The organism is Thalassospira permensis NBRC 106175, from assembly GCF_000714555.1.
GTDB lineage: Bacteria > Pseudomonadota > Alphaproteobacteria > Rhodospirillales > Thalassospiraceae > Thalassospira > Thalassospira xiamenensis.
Map to the genome: position 1 here is coordinate 277,548 of NZ_AUNC01000012.1, position 18,636 is coordinate 296,183.

Here is an 18,636-nt window from a genome sequence, read left to right on the forward strand (position 1 = left end):
TTGTTACTTGGACCGCCCTGAAAGGTCCAAATCACGAGAAGAAATATCTTTTTGAGTCAGTGTTTTGCAAGCGTATTTCTGATTTTTTCTATTATTTCTTGTATTTTCTCTGCTTGTTCAACCGGAGCTGCACCGGGCCGTTCAACCATGATGATCGGTATGTTCAGTTCGCGGGCAGCCAGAATCTTGGCTTCGGTAGCATCACCGCCGCTATTTTTGCTGACGATGACATCGATTTTGTGGCGTTGCAGAAGTTCGATTTCCCCTTCGACCGTGAAGGGACCACGGGCAATCAGCCATTCACCCAGAGTCAGATTGAATGGATCTTTGGGAGACTCGACAGTCCGCACAAGCAGCCATGTTTTTTCCAAGCCTTCGAAATGGGCAAGATCCTTGCGTCCGCTGGCGATCAAGGCGCGTTTTCCGTGTTCGGGCAGGATTTGAGCTGCCTCTGCGAGGCTTCTGACGATGATCCAGCGGTCTTTATCCGTTTTTTGCCATGCCGACCGCTGAAACTGAATGCAGGGTGTCGCCACCGCGTGACAGGCTTGGGCAATGTGGCTGGATATCTGTGTGGCATAGGGGTGAGTTGCATCGATCACGAGATCGATTTTTTCCGAACCCAGACAGGATATGATGCCTTCGGCTCCGCCAAAACCACCAATGCGGACGGGAATGCCATCCGGTAATCTTGGGGCACTGGTACGACCGGCAAGAGAAAGCTGCAGACGCACATCTGATCCAAATTCCTGTAACAGGTCAGCAGCTATACGGTTGGCATCCCCCGTGCCGCCAAAAATAAGAATGTTCAGCGGGGTTTCTGTGTTTCGAGGGGGAGTCATATGTTGCGGGCCTGTTCTTGTTCATTTTAAAGGTTTGGCTTTGTGCCTTCGGCAGGAAGAAAGGCGTCAAAATCACCATGTCCGGCACGGGCGATGATCCTGCCAACACGATCAACAACGACAATTTCGATGGCGGAAGCACCGTCGATGGTTGCGCGGGCGGTTTCACCAGCCTGAAGGGCAATGGTGCGTGCTATATCAACGTTTCTGGATGAGCAAAGTTCCAGAACCTGTTTGGCCGTATTGGCGTTGGCAATTTCAGATACCAGTTCGGCATCACCGCCAAGTGCGGCAACTGTATCAGAGAGCTTGTTGAAATCGACTTCGGACCGGCTGCTATGCAGATCCATATGGCCCTGCGCCAGTTTGACCAGTTTGGCAAATCCGCCTGAAATTGTGATATAATCGACTGGATGGCGACGCAGATATTTTAGCATGCCGCCAACAAAGTCGCCCATATCCAGGATAGCCTCGTCCGGCAGATTATAAAATTGCCGAATGGCTGCTTCGGACGTTTTGCCGGTGGCCCCGGCAACATGTTTGCGGCCGGTGGCGCGCGCGACATCAATGCCACGATGGATGGAATGAATCCACGCCGAACAGCTGAACGGAATCACCACGCCGGTGGTTCCCAGTACGGAAAGACCGCCAACAATTCCCAGTCGCGGGTTCCAGGTTTTCAGAGCGATTTCCCGCCCGCCGGGAATGGAAATTTCAATTTCGACATCGGTAGTCGCGTTAAACCTGTTTGCCAGTTCGACGATCTGCTGTGTCATCATTTCGCGCGGTTTGGGGTTGATCGCGGCTTCGCCCACCGGGATGGGCAGGCCAGGTTTCGTAATCATCCCGACACCGTCGCCGGCATGGAAGGTGATGCCGGACCCCTGTTGTCCATGGCGGATTGTTGCAATGATTTCCGCGCCATGGGTGACATCGGGATCATCGCCTGCATCCTTGATCACGCTTGCCCGTGCCCAGCCATCGCCGGTTTCAGCCTTGATCAGGTTAAAGGATGGTGTTTCACCCCGGGGAAGGATGATGGTGACCGGATCAGGAAATTCGCCAGACAAAAGCGCTTGCCACGCCGCGCGGGTTGCCGCGGTGGCACAGGCCCCCGTTGTCCATCCCTTGCGTAGTGGTCCGTCCGGTTTTCGGGTCATGGGGCGGGCGATCCCGGTTTAGGGCTTTGAAGATTTGGGTTAACCATTATTATGGCACCACGCATTTTTTGACAAAGCTCATATATTAAACATTATAAATGATGTGGTATTAGGTAAATAACGAAAAAAATACGGATTAATATGTTGGACGTAGCACCAAGATGCTGTTTAACATATCCAAACGATCCGGTCCTGCACAGATGGACCAGTTGGCTGAGAGATAAAGAATTCCGCAATGACGACACTTGGTCTTGATTTTCCGGTATTTGAGCCGGGTTGGGTTTGGCTGGTCGGCGCAGGTCCGGGTGATCCCGGTTTGCTGACGCTTCATGCTGTCAATGCGATGCAGCAGGCCGATATTGTTGTCTATGATGCGTTGGTTGATGACCGGATTCTCAATCTTTTGCGTTCGGATGCCAAGCGTGTTTATGCCGGAAAGCGCGGTGGTCGGCCGTCTTCAAAGCAAACGGATATATCCCTGCAGCTTGTTGATTACGCCAAGCAGGGCTTAAGGGTTCTGCGGCTTAAGGGTGGTGATCCGTTTGTTTTTGGTCGCGGTGGTGAAGAAGGTCTGACGCTGGTTGAACATAATGTGCCGTTCCGGGTCGTGCCGGGTATTACGGCGGGGATTGCCGGTGCGGCCTATGCCGGGATTCCAACAACGCATCGTGATTGCAATTCATCGGTAACCTTTGTCACAGGCCACGGTTCAAGTGGCGAAATGCCCGATAACATTAATTGGGCGGCTCTTGCCAAAGGGGCGCCGGTATTGGTGCTGTATATGGCGATGAAGCATTTGCGCCGTATTTCATCGGAACTGATGGCCAATGGACGATCCGGTGACGAACCACTTGCGGTTATCAATCAGGCAACAACCCCCAATCAGGGCATTCTGATTTCGACGCTTGCCAATGCGGCCGATGATGTCGAAAAAGCCGGTGTGGAACCGCCAGCAGTTTGTATTCTGGGCAAGGTGGTCGACTTGCGCGACCGGTTGAACTGGCTTTCGCCGCAGGATGACGTCAAAGCCGTGCGCCATGTTCCGTTCGAACAGGTTCTTGACCTTATTACCATGCCGGTGGACGCGAACGTTTCCAAATCCTGAGTTCCGGATTGATCTATATCGTTGTTCACAATGGATCGGCGCGTCACAATCGACGTAACTGATCATTCCGGGTGGATCATGGACGAACAACAGATACTGATCCGCATCATCGAAAGCGGCTGGGCACAATGCGTGACTGTTTTGCAAGAAGACAGCGGCGTTTTGGCGACAGCATTGATTGCCGGACTTGTCGGCAGTGCCACGCACTGTGTCGGGATGTGTGGGCCATTTGTGATCAGTCAGGTCACATCGCGCATGGAAAAGCTGCCGCTTGAAAAGATGAGCGAGCTTCGCCGACTTACCGGGGCCGCCTTATTGCCTTATCAGTTTGGCCGATTGACGACCTATACCCTGCTTGGTGTGATGGCGGGATTTTTCGCCGATAGCATCACGGTGCTGACCAAAATCTGGTGGTTGGGGCCTATGTTGCTTTTGTGTGCGGCACTTTTCTTTCTGGTCTTCGGGGTAATCGGTCTGGTGCCACATCTTGCCGGGCTGTTTCCAAACGTGGCTGGAGGAAATGCTGCGGGGGCATGGTGGAACCGTGTGGTTGGTGACCGAACCAAACCGCTATTTGGTGCGCCATTTGGCTGGCGGGGTTATCTGCTGGGGATCATGCTTGGATTTATTCCCTGCGGCCTGATTTATGGTGCGCTGGTTCTGGCGGCGGCAGGTGGCAATGCATTGACCGGCGGGTTCGTCATGGCGGTATTTGGTCTTGGCACCGTGCCGATGCTGTTTGCAACGGGCGTGATCGGCCAGTATGCCACCCGACGTTTTCGTGCTTTTATGGCACCGGTCGGTCGGGGGCTTATGGTCGTTAACGCCATCATCCTTGCCATGCTGGCATTTCATCAGATCGGATAATTTTGCGAATTCGCAATGACGCTATTGTGAGCCATGGCACAGTCACGGGTCTTGCATGATCGTTTTGCGGATTTATAGTGCCCGCAAGACAGTGGGTTATTCATCCGGTTGATTGCGGCAAAGGTAATCCCGGGACAAAAGGAACAGGTAGCGGCGTGAGCAGGAAAACACTCGTAATCATTCTGGCGATTGCGCTGGTTCTCGGAATCGGATTGACCTATCGACTGATGATGATGGGATCGGAAACCGTATCTTCAAGTTCGGGTGCTGCGGCAATTGGCGGCCCGTTTGAACTGGTTGATCAAAATGGTCAGACCCGCACCGAACAGGATTTCCGCGGAAAATACATGCTGATTTATTTCGGTTATACCTATTGTCCGGACGTTTGCCCGACCGAATTGCAGGTGATGGGCAATGCGCTTGATGCCCTTGATCCCGAAATTGCTAATGAAGTAACACCGGTCTTTATTTCGGTTGATCCGGAACGCGATACAGTTGACGCGATTGCGGCTTATGTTCCCCATTTTCATGAACGTATGGTCGGCCTGACCGGAACGCTTGAACAGACTACAGCCGCGGCAAAGACTTTCCGTGTGTATTACGCCAAGGCATATGCCGACGGGGAAGCAAAGGATTCGGATGCCTATCTGATGGACCATTCGTCCTTTGTGTATCTGATGGGACGTGATGGGTCATTTATCCGTCACTTTAATTACGGAACAGCCCCGGAAGATATGGCAAAGGGCATTGCCGAAGTCGTTAAGAAGAACGGATGATTACCGCGTTTCTGTAGGGATCAGTTTGTGCGGCATTCAGGGAAACCGGAAGAATATGGAATTATCTGCAATGCAGCTTCCGGGCCTGATTATTGCCGCACCTTCGTCAAATAGCGGCAAGACGGTTCTGACGCTTGGCCTTTTGCGTGCACTTGCCAATCGGGGTGTTCGTGTAGCGGCGGCGAAAACCGGACCGGACTATATAGACCCGGCATTTCAGGCCGCTGCATGCCGAGAAAAATGTATCAATCTTGATCCCTGGGCGATGTCCGGTAATCAGATCGTTACGCTTGCCCAGCGGCAGGCCGGGGAGAAGTCACTTCTTCTGTGCGAAGGCGTGATGGGGTTGTTTGACGGGGCGGCGGACGGCAGTGGGTCGACGGCCGATCTTGCGGCGATGATGAATTGGCCGGTGGTGCTGATTATTGACGTCAAGGGGCAGTCGGCATCGGCTGCCGCGGTGATCGCCGGGTTCGCCGGCTTTCGCAAAGATGTGAAAATTGCGGCTGTGATCCTGAACCGGGTTGGCAGTTATCGGCATCGTATGATGATTGAAACGGCATGCCGCGAACATCTTCCGGAAATTCCTGTGATCGGGGCGGTCCGGCGCAGTGATACATTATCGCTGCCCGAACGGCATCTTGGCCTTGTGCAGGCAGGCGAACATGACGCGCTTGATGTGTTTCTTGATCAGGCGGCCGGGATTATTGCCGAGGATGTCAATCTTGATCAGTTGATCGGTCTGGTACGCGGGCGGAAACTTGCGGTGGGGGCTGGTGATGGTTCGGATGCGGTTGGCATCGGTATCCCGCCATTGGGGCAGCATATCGCCATCGCACGGGATACGGCTTTTGCCTTTGCCTATCCCCATCTTCTTGAAGACTGGCGCCGTCAGGGGGCGGAACTATCGTTCTTTTCCCCGCTTGCCGATGAAACCCCAAGCAATGGGGCGAACGCGGTCTATCTGCCGGGCGGTTATCCGGAACTGCATGGGGAACAACTGGCGAATGCCGGAAATTTCAAAGCGGCACTCGCGGCGCTGGCAGCCAGAAATATCCCGATCTATGGCGAATGCGGTGGCTATATGATGCTGGGCGAGGCATTGATTGATGCAACTGGCCAACATCACCAGATGCTTGGGCTTTTGCCCCTTGTGACGAGCTTTGCTGATCGCAAGCTGCATTTGGGATATCGAACACTGGTTTTGTCCGGGGCAACAGCCTTGGGGCCGGTTGGGACCGTTCTTCGCGGGCACGAGTTTCACTATGCCTCGACCATCAAAGCCGATGGTACGCCCCTTGGAAACATGGCCACGGCAACTGGTGATGACCTTGGCAGTGCCGGTTTGATGAAGGGCAGTGTTTTCGGCTCGTTCTTTCATCTGATCTGCCAGTAGCTTCGATTGATGATCTTTGCGGTTTGGAAGTCCGCCATATGTTACAATCCAAAAATAATAAAATGATGCCGGACGAGAGAGACGATGACAGAGCCGACGGTTGAGACAGGGAATGAACCGTTTTGGGAAACCAAGACGCTTGATGAAATGACTACCGAGGAATGGGAGTCCATTTGCGACGGATGCGGCAAATGCTGTCTGCATAAGCTGCAGGATGAGGACACCGACTTTGTTTATTATACCTCGGTAGCCTGTCGATTACTCGATTGCGAAACCTGCAGCTGCAAGGATTATCCAAATCGAACCCAGCATGTGCCTGACTGTGTGCAACTTTCGCAGGAAAACGTCACGACATTGTCCTGGATGCCATCGACATGTGCCTATCGTTTGATGGCCGAAGGAAAAGGATTACCTGACTGGCACCCACTAATTTCAGGACGCGCAGACTCAACGATCGCGGCGGGAATGTCGATCAAGGGAATGGTGATCTCAGAGGATGACGCCCACCCTGATTTGACCCGATATATTGTAAAATGGCCAGCTTGAACGTATAATCCAAAGTATGTTCACCTATGCTAAAATAGGTGGTTGATTACTTCATCGGTATAGATACCCTGTGATCCGAACAATTGCGCAGTATATGCGGAATTGTTCGTTTTGTTTTTATACATGCCTCTAAATGACCGGGTCTTCAGTTAGAAACCCGGGCAACACAAGGAAGACATTCGGATGGGTTTTGCGTCACTTTTCAGTAATGACAAGTCGCAGGAAGGTCAGCAGATTGTAAATGCGCTTAGCCTGTCGATGGCTGTTATCGAGTTTTCGATTAATGGTAAGATTCTGACCGCCAATGATAATTTCCTGAAAACAATGGGTTTCTCGCTGGAGGAAATTGTTGGTCGGCATCATTCGATGTTTGTCCCGCGTGAAATCAGTAATGGCGAAGAATACCGGAAATTCTGGGAACAGCTTCGCAGCGGTAAATTCTCGTCGGGTGCTGTGCCGCGTGTGCGCAAAAATGGCGAGATGATATGGCTTGAAGCAACTTACAACCCGATTCTTGGCAAAGACGGAAAGCCGACGAAGGTCGTCAAATTTGCATCCGACATTACAGCGCGTCGCGTTGAGCGTGCGGTTTTGCAAAGTGTCTTTGACGCGATGGAAAAATCGCAGGCCGTGATCGAGTTTGACCTGAAGGGCATTATCCTTAAGGCAAACAAGAATTTTCTCGATGCCATGGGATACAGACTCGATGAAATTATCGGCAAGCATCACAGCATGTTTGTTGAGCCAGAATATCGTGACTCTGCCGAATATCGCTCGTTCTGGGAAACCCTGAAAACCGGGAATTTCCATACGGGCCAATTCAAACGCGTCGGCAAGGGCGGCAAGGAAATCTGGATTGAGGCGTCCTATAACCCGGTGCTTGATCCGGTTGGAAAGCCTTTCAAGGTGATCAAGTTCGCGACCGATATTACCGAGCAAACCCTTCTGTTGCTTGAGCTCAAGACCATGATCGATCAGAACTTTACCGAGATCGATAGTAACATCGCCGCTTTGGGCAATTCGGCCAATCAAAGTGTCAGCACATCCGAGGAAACCTCGCATACGGTGCAGACCGTTGCGGCCAGTGCCGAGCAGATGGCGGCATCAATTGCAGAAATTTCGCGTAGTATGGCGCAGTCTCGTGACGAAACAGAGCGCGCATTTGATCAGACGATCAGCGCCAACAGCTCGACCCAGCGTATGGCGGAGGTTGTCGAGTCAATGGGGAGCATCGTTGAAGTCATTCAGAATATTGCCGGGCAGATCAACCTTCTGGCATTGAATGCGACGATAGAGAGCGCGCGTGCGGGCGATGCTGGCAAGGGGTTTGCCGTTGTTGCCAACGAGGTCAAGAACCTGGCCAATCAGGCCGCTCGTGCGACCGAGCAGATTTCCGATGAAATTTCAGGCATTCAGTCGATCTCGTCGGAGGTTGTCGGTGCCCTTGAAACCATTCGTCATTCGGTGGAAACGGTCAGGGACAGTGTCACCAACATATCCTCGGCGGTTGAGGAACAAAGTGCGGTGACTGAAGGCGTTTCGGAAAACATGCGCATGATGGCAGGTGCGGTTGATGGTCTTGCCCGGAACCTTGATAATATCAAGTCCACCACGGGTATGGTCGCCGACTCGGTCAGTCGAACCCGTAAGGCTGCGGAAGTCCTGGCGCGTTAACCGTCTGATTTCCTATACAGATGTATCGAACTGCAGGATGGCCGATGCATTCGGCCGTCCAGTTTTGTTTGTGCGGTGACGGTTTTGAGACTTTATCGCGAAAACAAATCTGAACAGCTTGCCTAATGTTCACTGTCTCAGCAAAAATAGACACTCATTGCAAATGATCCGCAAACAGCGCGGTGACAGGGAATGTCGAGTGAATATATGCGCATAGATGTTCTGGGTGTTGGCGAGGCATTCGATCCCGCCTTTGAAAACTCATCCGTCGTGGTGAGTGCAAATGGCTATCGGTTGATGATTGACTGTGGGGCAACGGTGCCCGGATTGCTGATGCGCAAGTTTCCCGATCCGGATGCCATTGATGCGATTTATTTCACCCACATGCATCCCGATCACGTTTTCGGACTGGTGCCGGTTATGCTGAACTGGCGCGATGACGGTCGATCAAAGCCGATCCATATCATCGCGACACCTGCGGTACGCAATCATCTGGAAAAGATCATGGAGCTTGGCTTTGCCGGGCTTGGAAGTGCGTGGCCGTTTGAAATTATCTGGCATGCGGTGCCGGAAACCACGCAGATAGGTCCGTTCGAAACCAAATTTGCCCGTTCCGATCACAGCGTTCAGAACCATGCAATTTTGCTGCGTTTCGAAAATAAGGGTTTTGCCTATTCCGGTGACGGTAACGTGACAGCCGATACTACAGCGCTTTTTACCGCTGCTGATCTGGTGTTTCAGGAAACATATTTGCCCAAGCATGATCCAAAACATGCCGCGCACTGCGATTTGGAAACTGTTCTGCAATTGGCATCTGATATGCCCGGATCACGTTTCTGGCTCTATCACATCAAACGTGATGTAAGACGTGAGATCGCCGAACTTCTGCGCGAAAATCCGCAGGTACGGGTTGCCGTACCTGGCGAAGTGATCGAAATTCGTTAGGGTGACGCCTGATCAAACCCAGCAAAAAGGCAGCCCATTGGCTGCCTTCTGATTTCCGAGATATCCTGATCGGGTCGTCTTAGTGAACCGAACGCGGGTCCATGTCGTGCTGGCGGATTGCCGCATGGGCTACGGCCTGACTTTCGAACGATGCGATATGGGTACCATCGGCGGTAAATACCCCAAAGACCGTTTCGTTGCTTTCGTCTTCAGGATTGGCCATCGCGCGCACATAAGCAAAATCGTGAATGCCAAGCATGGCAAAATCACCAGACGAAAGCAGGTTCAAATCCTGTTCCGCGCCGCGGGTTTCTTTGGTCTCATGGTCTGAGATGCGATTGCTCATAAAACCACTCTCCTTGTTACGCCTTGCGGCTTTTATCTTCGACCGCGTCTGCGCCATTTTCAGCATCGACGGTCATATCTATGGTGCGTGACGAGACGGCTTTCTTCTTGGCAGAGTTGATCGCAATTTCACGTACAACCGGTTCAGGAACCGGACGGTTCAAATCCACATGCAAAAGTCCGTTATCAAGATGGGCGCCAACAACTTCAATACCCTCGGCCAGTACAAAGGAACGCTGGAACTGGCGGGATGCTATACCGCGATGGATATAGATGCGGTTGCTGTCGTCTTCCTGATGCTTGCCACGAATAATCAACTGGTTGTCTTCGGTCGTTACCGACAGATCGTCTTCGGCAAATCCTGCGACCGCGACCGTGATACGCAGATGGTTTTCGCCGATTTGCTCGATATTATAAGGCGGATAGCCTTCTGCCTTGGTTTTGGAAACCTGATCAAGAACACGTTCGATCTGGTCAAACCCCAACAGCAGCGGACTGTTAAACATTGAAATTCGTGACATAGGCAGCACCTCCTCAGTAGAGCGAGTGTGATATCGACCAGACCCCACGCTTTTGGCGTTTCGGGCGTCTGAACATCTGACCCGACCCGTTCGGCATCAGACATATCTATCTAATCGAATAAATGTGGTTTTCTATCGCATAGTCAAGACCCGGATTGATACTGTAACCGCGGAAACCTTGGGAATATGCGATATCAGACCTGTGTAATACGCAGATCATGACCGATCAGAGATGATCATACAACGCGTTCCGGCAGTTCGGGCATATTTTCCAGTGCATAGTAGGCAACAGTCTGATCCTTTCCGCGCAAGGCCACTTCATGCATCACCGCATTTTCAGGTAATGGAATCGGCCCATGGTCGAAAATTGCCTTTGATATCACCAGCGGCACACCATGCTTTTTGGTCTGGCTTTCCAGTCTTGCAGCCGTATTGATCGTGTCGCCGATGGCGCTGATGTTTTCGCGGCCGGGTGGCCCCATTTCGCCAACAATCGCTTCGCCCATGTGAATGCCAATACCGATGCGCAATGTATGCGGAAGCTCTGATTTCAAATGTTCATTCAGATTTTCGATTCGGCGCAACATCCCCGCCGCCCCGTGAAGGGCATCACGGATCATGGTTTCCGTATCGTCCGTATCAAGACCATAAAGCGCCATCAGGCCATCACCGGTGAACTGGGCATAGAGCCCGCCACTTTCGCGTAAGGCTTCTGTCATTTCGGCAAAAAACTGGTTCAGGATGAACAGCACATCGTAGGGCATTTTCTTTTCGCCCAAACGTGTCGAATCCCGAAGGTCGGTGAATATGGAAACAACCTGACGTTCGCTACCGGACAGACCGCCGGGGCGGCGTCCATCCTGTGCGGTGGCGTTCGGCGGCAATAACGGCGCAACCGCAAGATCGTTTACCGGTTTGATCTGGCAGGCCAATCGCATACCACGCGGCGCGTGGATGCTCTCAAGCGCGGCTGCTTCGATCTTGCCGGGGGCTGCAAGCTGATCAATGCCCGATCCGCAATGGATGCGGCATGTCGTGCAACGACCATGTCCGCCACAAACCGATGCCATCTGCACACCGGCATCGCGAAGGGCTTCAAGTGCCGTTGCCCCGGGGGCGACGCGGATCAGCTTGCCGTTGGGCATCGATAGCATCGGTCCGCGTTTGATGCGATCAACGGTCTGGCGAATTTGCCGCACGACAAAGGGTGCCAAAGCCAGAGAAATGGCAATTATCGTGCCTGGGAGAAGCGCATTTTCATAAAATTTTACTGCCGCGTCATTGACGTTTGCGGCATCCAGAACACCAAAAACATATTTGCGTCCGCCTTCTTCGGTCCGGCGAATGATTTCAGCGGATGCCGCGCCAAATCCGGCCAGTGCCAGTGTCGGGACAAGTACTGCTGATGCGCCAAGCACACCACGCCAACGCGGGTAAAATGGCTTTAATCGCAGCCAGAAATGAATACCGATACAACCATGGGTCCAGACGACAATCACAGCGATTGCATGCAATACGCCCTGGCTCGGAATAAACACGGCAAGATCAAGCAAAACACGTTCAAACGCGGAATCAACACCAAATCCGAGGTCGATGATCCGTGTTGCGATGATATGGCGGAACAATAGAAATGGAATGCACAGACCAAGGACCATCTGTGTCCATTCGGATTTGCGCAGGCGCAGGGAGCGCCTGCTGGTCAGTCGCGCTGTCGCCAGAAGGAAATGCGTGATCGCAGCGCATAAAAGAAGAATTTCCAGCGGTGGGAATTGCCAGATACCGGTTGTAACCGGGACGATGGCTTCCATTGCTTCGGGCGAAATGATACCAGCGGCCTGATTGATCAGATGCATGAAGACATATGCAAACAGCGTCAGACCGGAATAAAGCCGTAAATTCTGGATCATGGCATTCCATTTTACTGGCAGAAATTTTGCTAAAGTCCAGTATCAGGCGCAATCATAAACAAATCGTATTGCAGAATGTTCTGAAAACTTCCAGCCGGTTGCGCATGCATCACTATATCTTAAAACGCAAAACGGACCGCCATCGAAATGCAGCGGTCCGTTATAAGGGTATAATGCCTTCCCGATCCTGGGTCAGGCGGCTTTAACCGCCCGATTACCCCGCAGGAAATTGAGCATCCATTTGGCAAACAGTTGGCTATCAAGCGTTTCGTCAAGTGACTTGGTTGCCTTTGAATGTACGTCTTCGGGCAACAATGTGTATCGTGCCTTCAGCAATGCTTCTTCATAGGGGCGCTGGAATTCCGGATGCGGCTGGATCGAAGCAGCGGTTTCGCCGTATTGAATAGCGGCATAGGGGCAGAATTCGGAGCTTGCCCAAACATTTGCGCCTTCGGGCAATTCTATAACCTGATCCTGATGGAATGCGTTCAGCTTGAACTTGGCCGGCGCATTTCCAAGCCAGATCGGGGCCGTTTTGCTGGTGGTGTATTCATGAACACCAATACCCCAGCCTTTGTCAGATTTGACGACCGTGCCACCAAGGGCGGCTGCCAGAATCTGGTGACCAAAGCAGACCCCGAAAACAGGAATTTGTGCGGCGACGATATCGCGAAGCAATTCCTGCAAACGGATCATCCAGGGTTCGTTTTCATAAACACCATGCTTTGATCCGGTCACAATCCAGGCATCGACGGCATTCAGGTCTTCGGGGAATTGATCCAAAAGTACAGTCCAGGTCTGGAAGGCAAGCTCGGGATCCAATGCGCCAAGCATGGTTTCGAACATGGATGGATAGCTTTTGAATTCATCGCGAAGTTCTTCCGGAACAAGACCGGTTTCAAGAATGCCGATTTTCATGCGAGGCCTTTGAAATCATACTGTGATGTTGTTTTGCACATATGCCAGTGTCGCTGCAAAGACAAGCATGTTGCAGCAAGATTTCAGGCTTTCCAGACTAGTCGCCACAAATTTTGAATGCTAACAGATTGATTTCCCTGCGAATGGCAATTTGTGGCGTATGGCTGGTTTGCGTGGCGCACTTGCCATAAAGGTTAAGGTTTTCGCTATTTTTGCGCGATTGCGGCCTGATCCAATGTGTTCATCATCAGTTTATGCACGATCATTCCGGCGATCATCGCGATCACAAAAATGATTGTTTCGATATGCCCAAAGGCAAGCGCACTAATCGCGGGACCCGGGCAATAGCCAACCATGCCCCACCCAATGCCGAACAATAGCCCGCCAATAACCAGATTGCGGTCAATGTCGCGTCGTTTCGGAAGTTCTATTGTCCCGCCGCAAATGGCAGTTCTGCGGGATTGGGCAAAGCGAAATATCGGGAATGCGATAACAAGGGCACCCGCCATGACGAACGCAAGGCTGGGGTCCCAGTTTCCGGTCTGGATCGCTGCGATATCAAGGAAACCAAGAACCTTTTGGGGGTCTGTCATCCCCGAAATGATTAGGCCCAAGCCGAACAGGGCGCCACAGAAAGCAGAAGCAAGAATACGCATTGATTTAGCCCCCGATAACATGACGAATGACAAAGGTACTGGCCATGCCCGCGCCCATGAAACACAGGGTAGCGACCATTGATCGTGCTGACAGACGCGACAGGCCGCAAATTCCGTGTCCGCTGGTGCAGCCACTGCCAAGTCTCGTGCCAAACCCGACGATCAAGCCGGCTGCAATAATGACCGGCCATGAAGCGCTTACAATGCTTTGGGCATTGATCGGGGTGAGGGCCAACAGGATCATTGGAGCAATGATCATGCCAGAGATAAAGGCAAGTTTTTCAACGCGACCCGATGTCGGGCCTTTGCTGGTAAGTAGGCCTCCCAGGATGCCGCTGATGCCCGCAATGCGGCCATTGAGCAAAAGGTAAAGGCCTGAAGCCAGTCCGATCAGCGCACCACCCAGAAGTGCGGAATAAGGCGTAAAGTTTTCCATCTTGTTTCCCGGGAGCAAGAGGTTGAGGTAAATATTTATATTAATACATTATGTTTTAATCAAGTTATTCTGGTGATCGCCCGGATCATCCAAGACTATTCATCAACTGCGAAGTTTGTCGTGAATTCTGATGCAGAGGGACCAGATAAAATGATTTTGCAGCATGCAAAAGCGATAAAATTAGATAAACATCTGATTTTAAATGATATTATCCATATTGCCAAAAGCGCGGATTCAGCTGATATAGCGATGATCGAGTTTTGATGCTGCCGGTCATTTGGCCGGAGCCTTTTCGGATTTCTTCATATACATGAGCAAAGATCGTTTGTTGGCCAGTCGGCGGCTTGATGTCGCGCTGGCGCTTGTCGGGCAGAATGATACCGAGGCCGCAATCGATGTGACCCGGGCGGCAATTTCGGCTGATCCCGATTGGGAAGAAGCACATTTTGTGCTGGGCGATATTTTCGAACGCATGGGACAGCACGAAAATGCGATCGAAGCTTTTCGTCAGTGCCTTGCTCTTGATCCGGTTGACCGTATGGGAGCCGAAGTTCGACTGACTTTGCTGGGTGCGGTTGCCATGCGCGATCGCTTGCCGCCTGATTATGTTCGGGCCCTGTTTGACGACTATGCACCACGTTTTGAAATCTCGTTGCGGGATCGCTTGGCCTATCGTGGGCCGGAGCTTCTTTTTGAAGCCATCCGGCCATACTTGCCGGAATTGTTGCGCCCGTTGCGGGTTCTTGATCTTGGTTGCGGTACAGGATTGGTCGCTGACGTTTTTGCGGGCCATGTTGACGTGATTGACGGTGTCGATCTATCGCCGCGCATGATTAACCGGGCAAAGGCAAAGGGTCTTTATCGAAATCTGATTGCCGCGGACATCACGGATTTGCCTGATGCGCTTGATCGCGACTATGGCTTGGTGGTTGCTGCTGATGTTCTGAATTATCTGGGCGATCTTGTCCCGGCGTTGCGGGCTTCCCACGAGCGGCTTGTACCAGGTGGATTGATGGTTTTCTCACTTGAACATGGCGACACATTCCCGTTCGATCTTGGGCCGGGGCAAAGGTTCCGCCATCATGAACAGGCAATTCATGACTGGTTGAAAGATTGCCAGTTCAAAGTCATTGCCGATGTGATTGGAATTTTGCGACAGGAAAAGGGGAGCCCTGTTTCAGGCCGTATTATGGTGGTTCGTGCAGGAGATGGTATCGCCGAATTGCTTGATGGTTTTGGACATCTTCCCGATCCGGAGCGTTCAATCGATCGCACCGTGCACTAAGCAGTATTTTGCATCCAGACGCTTTTGAAGGTCGTCCTTTGGACGGCCTTTTCATTTGGGAAAAGAATACTGAAACGACAAAACCCGTCGCTTTAGGCGACGGGTTTTGATGGTGGAGCCGATCAGGATCGAACTGACGACCTCTACAATGCCATTGTAGCGCTCTCCCAACTGAGCTACGGCCCCATTTTAGTCCGCGTCGCAACGATTTTGAGTGTTTCCGTTGCGGCGCGGGCGATATTTAGAAGGTTCACCAAATCTTGGCAAGACCTATTTTTAAAAAATCCTAGCGGTCGTCTTCGTCGCTTTCGACATGTTCGAGAACTTCGCCAAGATCATCGTCATCTTCACCAAGATCAGACGCATCCTCAAGGATATCGTCATCAATATCGGTGTCGACGTCGTCATCGAGATCGACGTCATCATCAAGATCTTCGTCTTCTTCCGGCTTCGGCTTTGCAACCGCGGCTTTCTTGATTTTGGTCACCCCGTCCGGGGTTGCGCATTTGGGGCACACGACCGGCGTACGATTCAAATCATAGTATTTGGTACCGCAGGCTTGGCAGTGACGTTTCTTACCGCGTGCTGACATTACGGCAAACCCTCTTAAATACCGTTTCATCAAAGAATGGGTTGAAGGCCGAATTCACCTTCTTCTAGTTGGCCCAATTGCCATCTTGGGGCGGGCTTGTCAAAAGGAAATTGTCCGATTTTATTCCAAGCCTCAAAAAGGCGGGATTCTGCGCTACGCGCCGCCATAAGCTTCAAGCAAAATTTGGCTTCGATACTGGTGCGTCAGAAGCGCATATGATACGAGTTTGCCCCCCGGCAATCGAACGTACCATTTGCGCCTGGACTTGCGGCGGCATCAAGGTACGGTTCAATGGCCGGAAAACGATTATTTGATGGTCACAACAAGAATAGACAGGCAGGCCCGATGAGCTCTTCGCAGACCAAGCGTCCGCTTCAATCGCTGAATTCCCGTGCGCTTAAAGGCGATATCCGGGTTCCCGGCGACAAATCAATTTCCCATCGTTCCCTGATGTTTGGCGGCCTTGCCATTGGTGAGACGAAAATTACCGGCCTGCTCGAAGGTGAAGATGTACTGGCAACCGCAGAAGCCATGCGCAAGCTTGGCGCGACCGTTAATCGCGATAATGACGGGACCTGGCATGTGACTGGTGTCGGGGTTGGCGCCTTGCGGGAACCTGATAGCGTCATTGACATGGGCAATGCGGGAACCGGTATTCGCCTGATGGCCGGGATTGTTGCGACCCATCCGATCACCACTTTCTTTACCGGTGATGCGTCGCTTTGCAAACGTCCAATGGGGCGTGTTGCCGACCCGCTTGCTGAATTCGGTGCGCAATTCATCACGCGTGAACGTGGTCGCCCGCCGATGGCCGTCATTGGAACCGATGAAGCAAAACCGGTGACGTATACGCTGCCGATGGCATCCGCGCAGGTAAAATCAGCCGTGTTGCTTGCCGGTTTGAATACCGCCGGAACGACCACAGTGATCGAACCGAAACCATCGCGTGATCATACCGAACGCATGTTGCGTCATTTCGGTGTCGATGTTGATGTCAGCATCAATGACGATGGCGGCCGCACGGTCAGCCTGACCGGCCCGGTTGAAATGAAGGCGGCTGATATTGTGGTTCCCACAGATCCGAGCTCGGCGGCATTCCCGCTGGTGGCGGCTTTGATCAATCCGGAATCACAGGTTACCATCCGTGATGTCTGTTTAAACCCGTTGCGGACCGGCCTGATCACGACGCTTATTGAAATGGGCGGTGACATCACGATCACCAACGAACGTGAAGAAGCCGGTGAAACCATCGGTGATCTTGTTGTTAGTGGTAAAAACCGCCTGACCGGTATTGTTGTGCCAGCAGAACGTGCGCCATCAATGATTGACGAATATCCGGTGCTGGCTGTTGCTGCTGCTTATGCGCAGGGTGAAACCCGAATGTGCGGACTTGAAGAATTGCGGGTTAAAGAATCGGATCGTCTTGCCGCTGTGGCCGCGGGTCTGGCAGCAAACGGGATCATTCATCGTATCGAAGGTGACGACCTTATTGTTACGGGTGGCGATGTGCCGGGTGGCGGCATGGTTGAGACCCACCTTGATCATCGCATTGCCATGTCGTTCCTTGTTCTTGGACTGGGCGCGAATGATCCGGTTGCGGTTGATGATGCCAACCCGATTGCGACCAGTTTTCCGAGTTTCGAAGCGCTGATGCGCGAACTTGGGGCCAACCTTGCCCCGGCTGGTTCGTAATCTGTTTCGCGGGCGGGCTTCTCTATTCACATACCGGGGCTCGTAATGCCGTTATTGGCACACAAGTATTAAGTGACATCAAAACAAACAGGGGCACCCGCGCATGATCATCGCAATTGACGGACCGGCAGCATCGGGAAAAGGTACTTTGGCGCGTCGAGTCGCTGCAGCAATGGACTATGCCTACCTTGATACCGGACTTTTATACCGGGCAACGGGCGCAAAGGTTTTGGCGCTTGGGCTTGATCCTTCGAACGAGGATGCAGCGGTCGGGGTGGCAGAAAAACTTGGTGCCGACGATCTTGAGGGTGAAGAGCTTCGTAGCGAAGAAGTTGGAAGTGCCGCGTCAAAAGTTGCAGCGATTCCAAAGGTTCGTGCGGTATTGCTAGCTTTTCAGCGCAACCTTGCCAGCAGCCCGCCTGATGGCAAACGTGGTGCTGTTCTTGATGGTCGTGACATTGGCACGGTTGTCTGTCCGGATGCCCTGATCAAGTTCTATTTGACGGCCAGTGTCGAAGAACGTGCAAACCGTCGGTTCAAACAGTTGCAGGAAAAAAATCCCGCTGCTATATACGAGCGCGTTCTCAAGGAGCTTGAAGAACGGGATGCTCGAGACAGTGCGCGGGACGTTGCGCCGCTCAAGATGGCATCGGACGCAATCCACATCGATACGGATCGTCTGAATGCTGATGCGGTGTTTAATGCAGTCATGGCGCATATTCGGACCCATATGGGCGAGAATGACTGACACACGGGCGTTTTAACCGTCAAGCGACAGAACGATCTCAGGGGTTGTTACCCTAAGGTGAACGACATGTGCGTTCACCTTTTCGTCTATGGAAAACCGTTTGGTTTTTCGCGAACGGGATCGGGACATCGATTGGCAAAAACCCGCCACGATTTTGTGGCAAGACCATCGGATACAACCGATTGGCCGGAATAGTGACGATACACTCGAAAGGAAGTCTCTTTA

Annotated in this window: 20 protein-coding genes and 1 tRNA gene; 11 read left to right on the forward strand and 10 right to left on the reverse strand. The window is 52.3% G+C overall.

Going from position 1 to position 18,636, the window contains the following annotated elements; genetic code table 11:
- Positions 1-56: 56 nt before the first annotated feature.
- Positions 57-842 carry a cobalt-precorrin-6A reductase gene (locus tag SMB34_RS08470; protein WP_051682189.1) on the reverse strand — a complete coding sequence of 262 codons (786 nt, stop codon included), beginning with the start codon at positions 840-842 and terminating at the stop codon, positions 57-59.
- 26 nt (positions 843-868) lie between these two features.
- The gene (locus SMB34_RS08475) at positions 869-2,002 is read right to left on the reverse strand and encodes a cobalt-precorrin-5B (C(1))-methyltransferase (RefSeq protein WP_037989146.1); all 1,134 of its coding nucleotides are present in this window, start codon (positions 2,000-2,002) and stop codon (positions 869-871) included.
- 235 nt (positions 2,003-2,237) lie between these two features.
- On the opposite strand from SMB34_RS08475, the gene cobA reads away from it, so the two are divergent.
- From cobA to SMB34_RS08505, 7 genes are all read left to right on the forward strand, one after another.
- On the forward strand, positions 2,238-3,107 hold the full coding sequence (cobA, locus tag SMB34_RS08480) for a uroporphyrinogen-III C-methyltransferase (protein ID WP_037989148.1): 870 nt from the start codon (positions 2,238-2,240) through the stop codon (positions 3,105-3,107).
- Positions 3,108-3,185: 78 nt separating this feature from the next.
- Positions 3,186-3,974: a sulfite exporter TauE/SafE family protein gene (locus SMB34_RS08485; RefSeq protein ID WP_037989315.1), complete on the forward strand. Its 789-nt coding sequence runs from the start codon at positions 3,186-3,188 to the stop codon at positions 3,972-3,974.
- A 155-nt stretch (positions 3,975-4,129) separates the two neighbouring features.
- A complete protein-coding gene (locus tag SMB34_RS08490; protein ID WP_007088359.1) occupies positions 4,130-4,750 on the forward strand; it encodes an SCO family protein in 621 nt (206 codons plus the stop codon).
- A 55-nt stretch (positions 4,751-4,805) separates the two neighbouring features.
- Complete coding sequence (locus SMB34_RS08495; protein ID WP_037989150.1) at positions 4,806-6,146, forward strand: cobyrinic acid a,c-diamide synthase CobB; 1,341 nt, start codon at positions 4,806-4,808, stop codon at positions 6,144-6,146.
- A gap of 84 nt (positions 6,147-6,230) precedes the next feature.
- Entirely contained in the window at positions 6,231-6,692 is a 462-nt protein-coding gene (locus SMB34_RS20860) for a YcgN family cysteine cluster protein (protein WP_007088357.1), read from the forward strand.
- Positions 6,693-6,875: 183 nt separating this feature from the next.
- Positions 6,876-8,366: a methyl-accepting chemotaxis protein gene (locus tag SMB34_RS08500; RefSeq protein ID WP_037989152.1), complete on the forward strand. Its 1,491-nt coding sequence runs from the start codon at positions 6,876-6,878 to the stop codon at positions 8,364-8,366.
- Between the two features lie 192 nt (positions 8,367-8,558).
- Positions 8,559-9,311, forward strand: coding sequence for an MBL fold metallo-hydrolase (locus SMB34_RS08505; protein WP_139328086.1), 753 nt, complete (start codon positions 8,559-8,561; stop codon positions 9,309-9,311).
- A 79-nt stretch (positions 9,312-9,390) separates the two neighbouring features.
- Here the strand turns inward: SMB34_RS08505 and SMB34_RS08510 are convergent, their stop codons facing one another.
- The 6 genes from SMB34_RS08510 to SMB34_RS08535 form a co-directional block, all read right to left on the reverse strand.
- Complete coding sequence (locus tag SMB34_RS08510) at positions 9,391-9,657, reverse strand: DUF1150 family protein (RefSeq protein ID WP_007088354.1); 267 nt, start codon at positions 9,655-9,657, stop codon at positions 9,391-9,393.
- A gap of 16 nt (positions 9,658-9,673) precedes the next feature.
- Entirely contained in the window at positions 9,674-10,177 is a 504-nt protein-coding gene (locus tag SMB34_RS08515) for an Hsp20 family protein (protein ID WP_007088353.1), read from the reverse strand.
- A gap of 236 nt (positions 10,178-10,413) precedes the next feature.
- Positions 10,414-12,084: an adenylate/guanylate cyclase domain-containing protein gene (locus tag SMB34_RS08520; protein ID WP_007088352.1), complete on the reverse strand. Its 1,671-nt coding sequence runs from the start codon at positions 12,082-12,084 to the stop codon at positions 10,414-10,416.
- Between the two features lie 192 nt (positions 12,085-12,276).
- Positions 12,277-13,002 (reverse strand): glutamine amidotransferase-related protein, encoded by a 726-nt coding sequence (locus tag SMB34_RS08525; RefSeq protein ID WP_037989154.1) that lies wholly within the window; start codon positions 13,000-13,002, stop codon positions 12,277-12,279.
- Between the two features lie 206 nt (positions 13,003-13,208).
- Positions 13,209-13,658, reverse strand: a complete 450-nt coding sequence (locus SMB34_RS08530; RefSeq protein ID WP_007088350.1) for a YeeE/YedE family protein — start codon at positions 13,656-13,658, stop codon at positions 13,209-13,211.
- Between the two features lie 4 nt (positions 13,659-13,662).
- On the reverse strand, positions 13,663-14,094 hold the full coding sequence (locus tag SMB34_RS08535; protein ID WP_037989156.1) for a YeeE/YedE family protein: 432 nt from the start codon (positions 14,092-14,094) through the stop codon (positions 13,663-13,665).
- Between the two features lie 120 nt (positions 14,095-14,214).
- On the opposite strand from SMB34_RS08535, the gene SMB34_RS08540 reads away from it, so the two are divergent.
- Both SMB34_RS08540 and SMB34_RS08545 read left to right on the forward strand, forming a co-directional pair.
- The gene (locus SMB34_RS08540) at positions 14,215-14,358 is read left to right on the forward strand and encodes a hypothetical protein (RefSeq protein WP_156962657.1); all 144 of its coding nucleotides are present in this window, start codon (positions 14,215-14,217) and stop codon (positions 14,356-14,358) included.
- Between the two features lie 46 nt (positions 14,359-14,404).
- Positions 14,405-15,379, forward strand: a complete 975-nt coding sequence (locus tag SMB34_RS08545) for a class I SAM-dependent methyltransferase (RefSeq protein ID WP_037989160.1) — start codon at positions 14,405-14,407, stop codon at positions 15,377-15,379.
- Between the two features lie 110 nt (positions 15,380-15,489).
- Here SMB34_RS08545 and SMB34_RS08550 read toward each other — a convergent pair.
- Positions 15,490-15,565: transfer RNA gene (locus SMB34_RS08550), tRNA-Ala, on the reverse strand.
- A 100-nt stretch (positions 15,566-15,665) separates the two neighbouring features.
- Entirely contained in the window at positions 15,666-15,971 is a 306-nt protein-coding gene (locus SMB34_RS08555; RefSeq protein ID WP_007088347.1) for an FYDLN acid domain-containing protein, read from the reverse strand.
- Positions 15,972-16,316: 345 nt separating this feature from the next.
- On the opposite strand from SMB34_RS08555, the gene aroA reads away from it, so the two are divergent.
- Entirely contained in the window at positions 16,317-17,663 is a 1,347-nt protein-coding gene (aroA, locus tag SMB34_RS08560) for a 3-phosphoshikimate 1-carboxyvinyltransferase (RefSeq protein ID WP_037989161.1), read from the forward strand.
- 103 nt (positions 17,664-17,766) lie between these two features.
- Positions 17,767-18,411 carry a (d)CMP kinase gene (gene cmk / locus SMB34_RS08565; RefSeq protein WP_037989162.1) on the forward strand — a complete coding sequence of 215 codons (645 nt, stop codon included), beginning with the start codon at positions 17,767-17,769 and terminating at the stop codon, positions 18,409-18,411.
- The last annotated feature ends 225 nt before the right edge of the window (positions 18,412-18,636 follow it).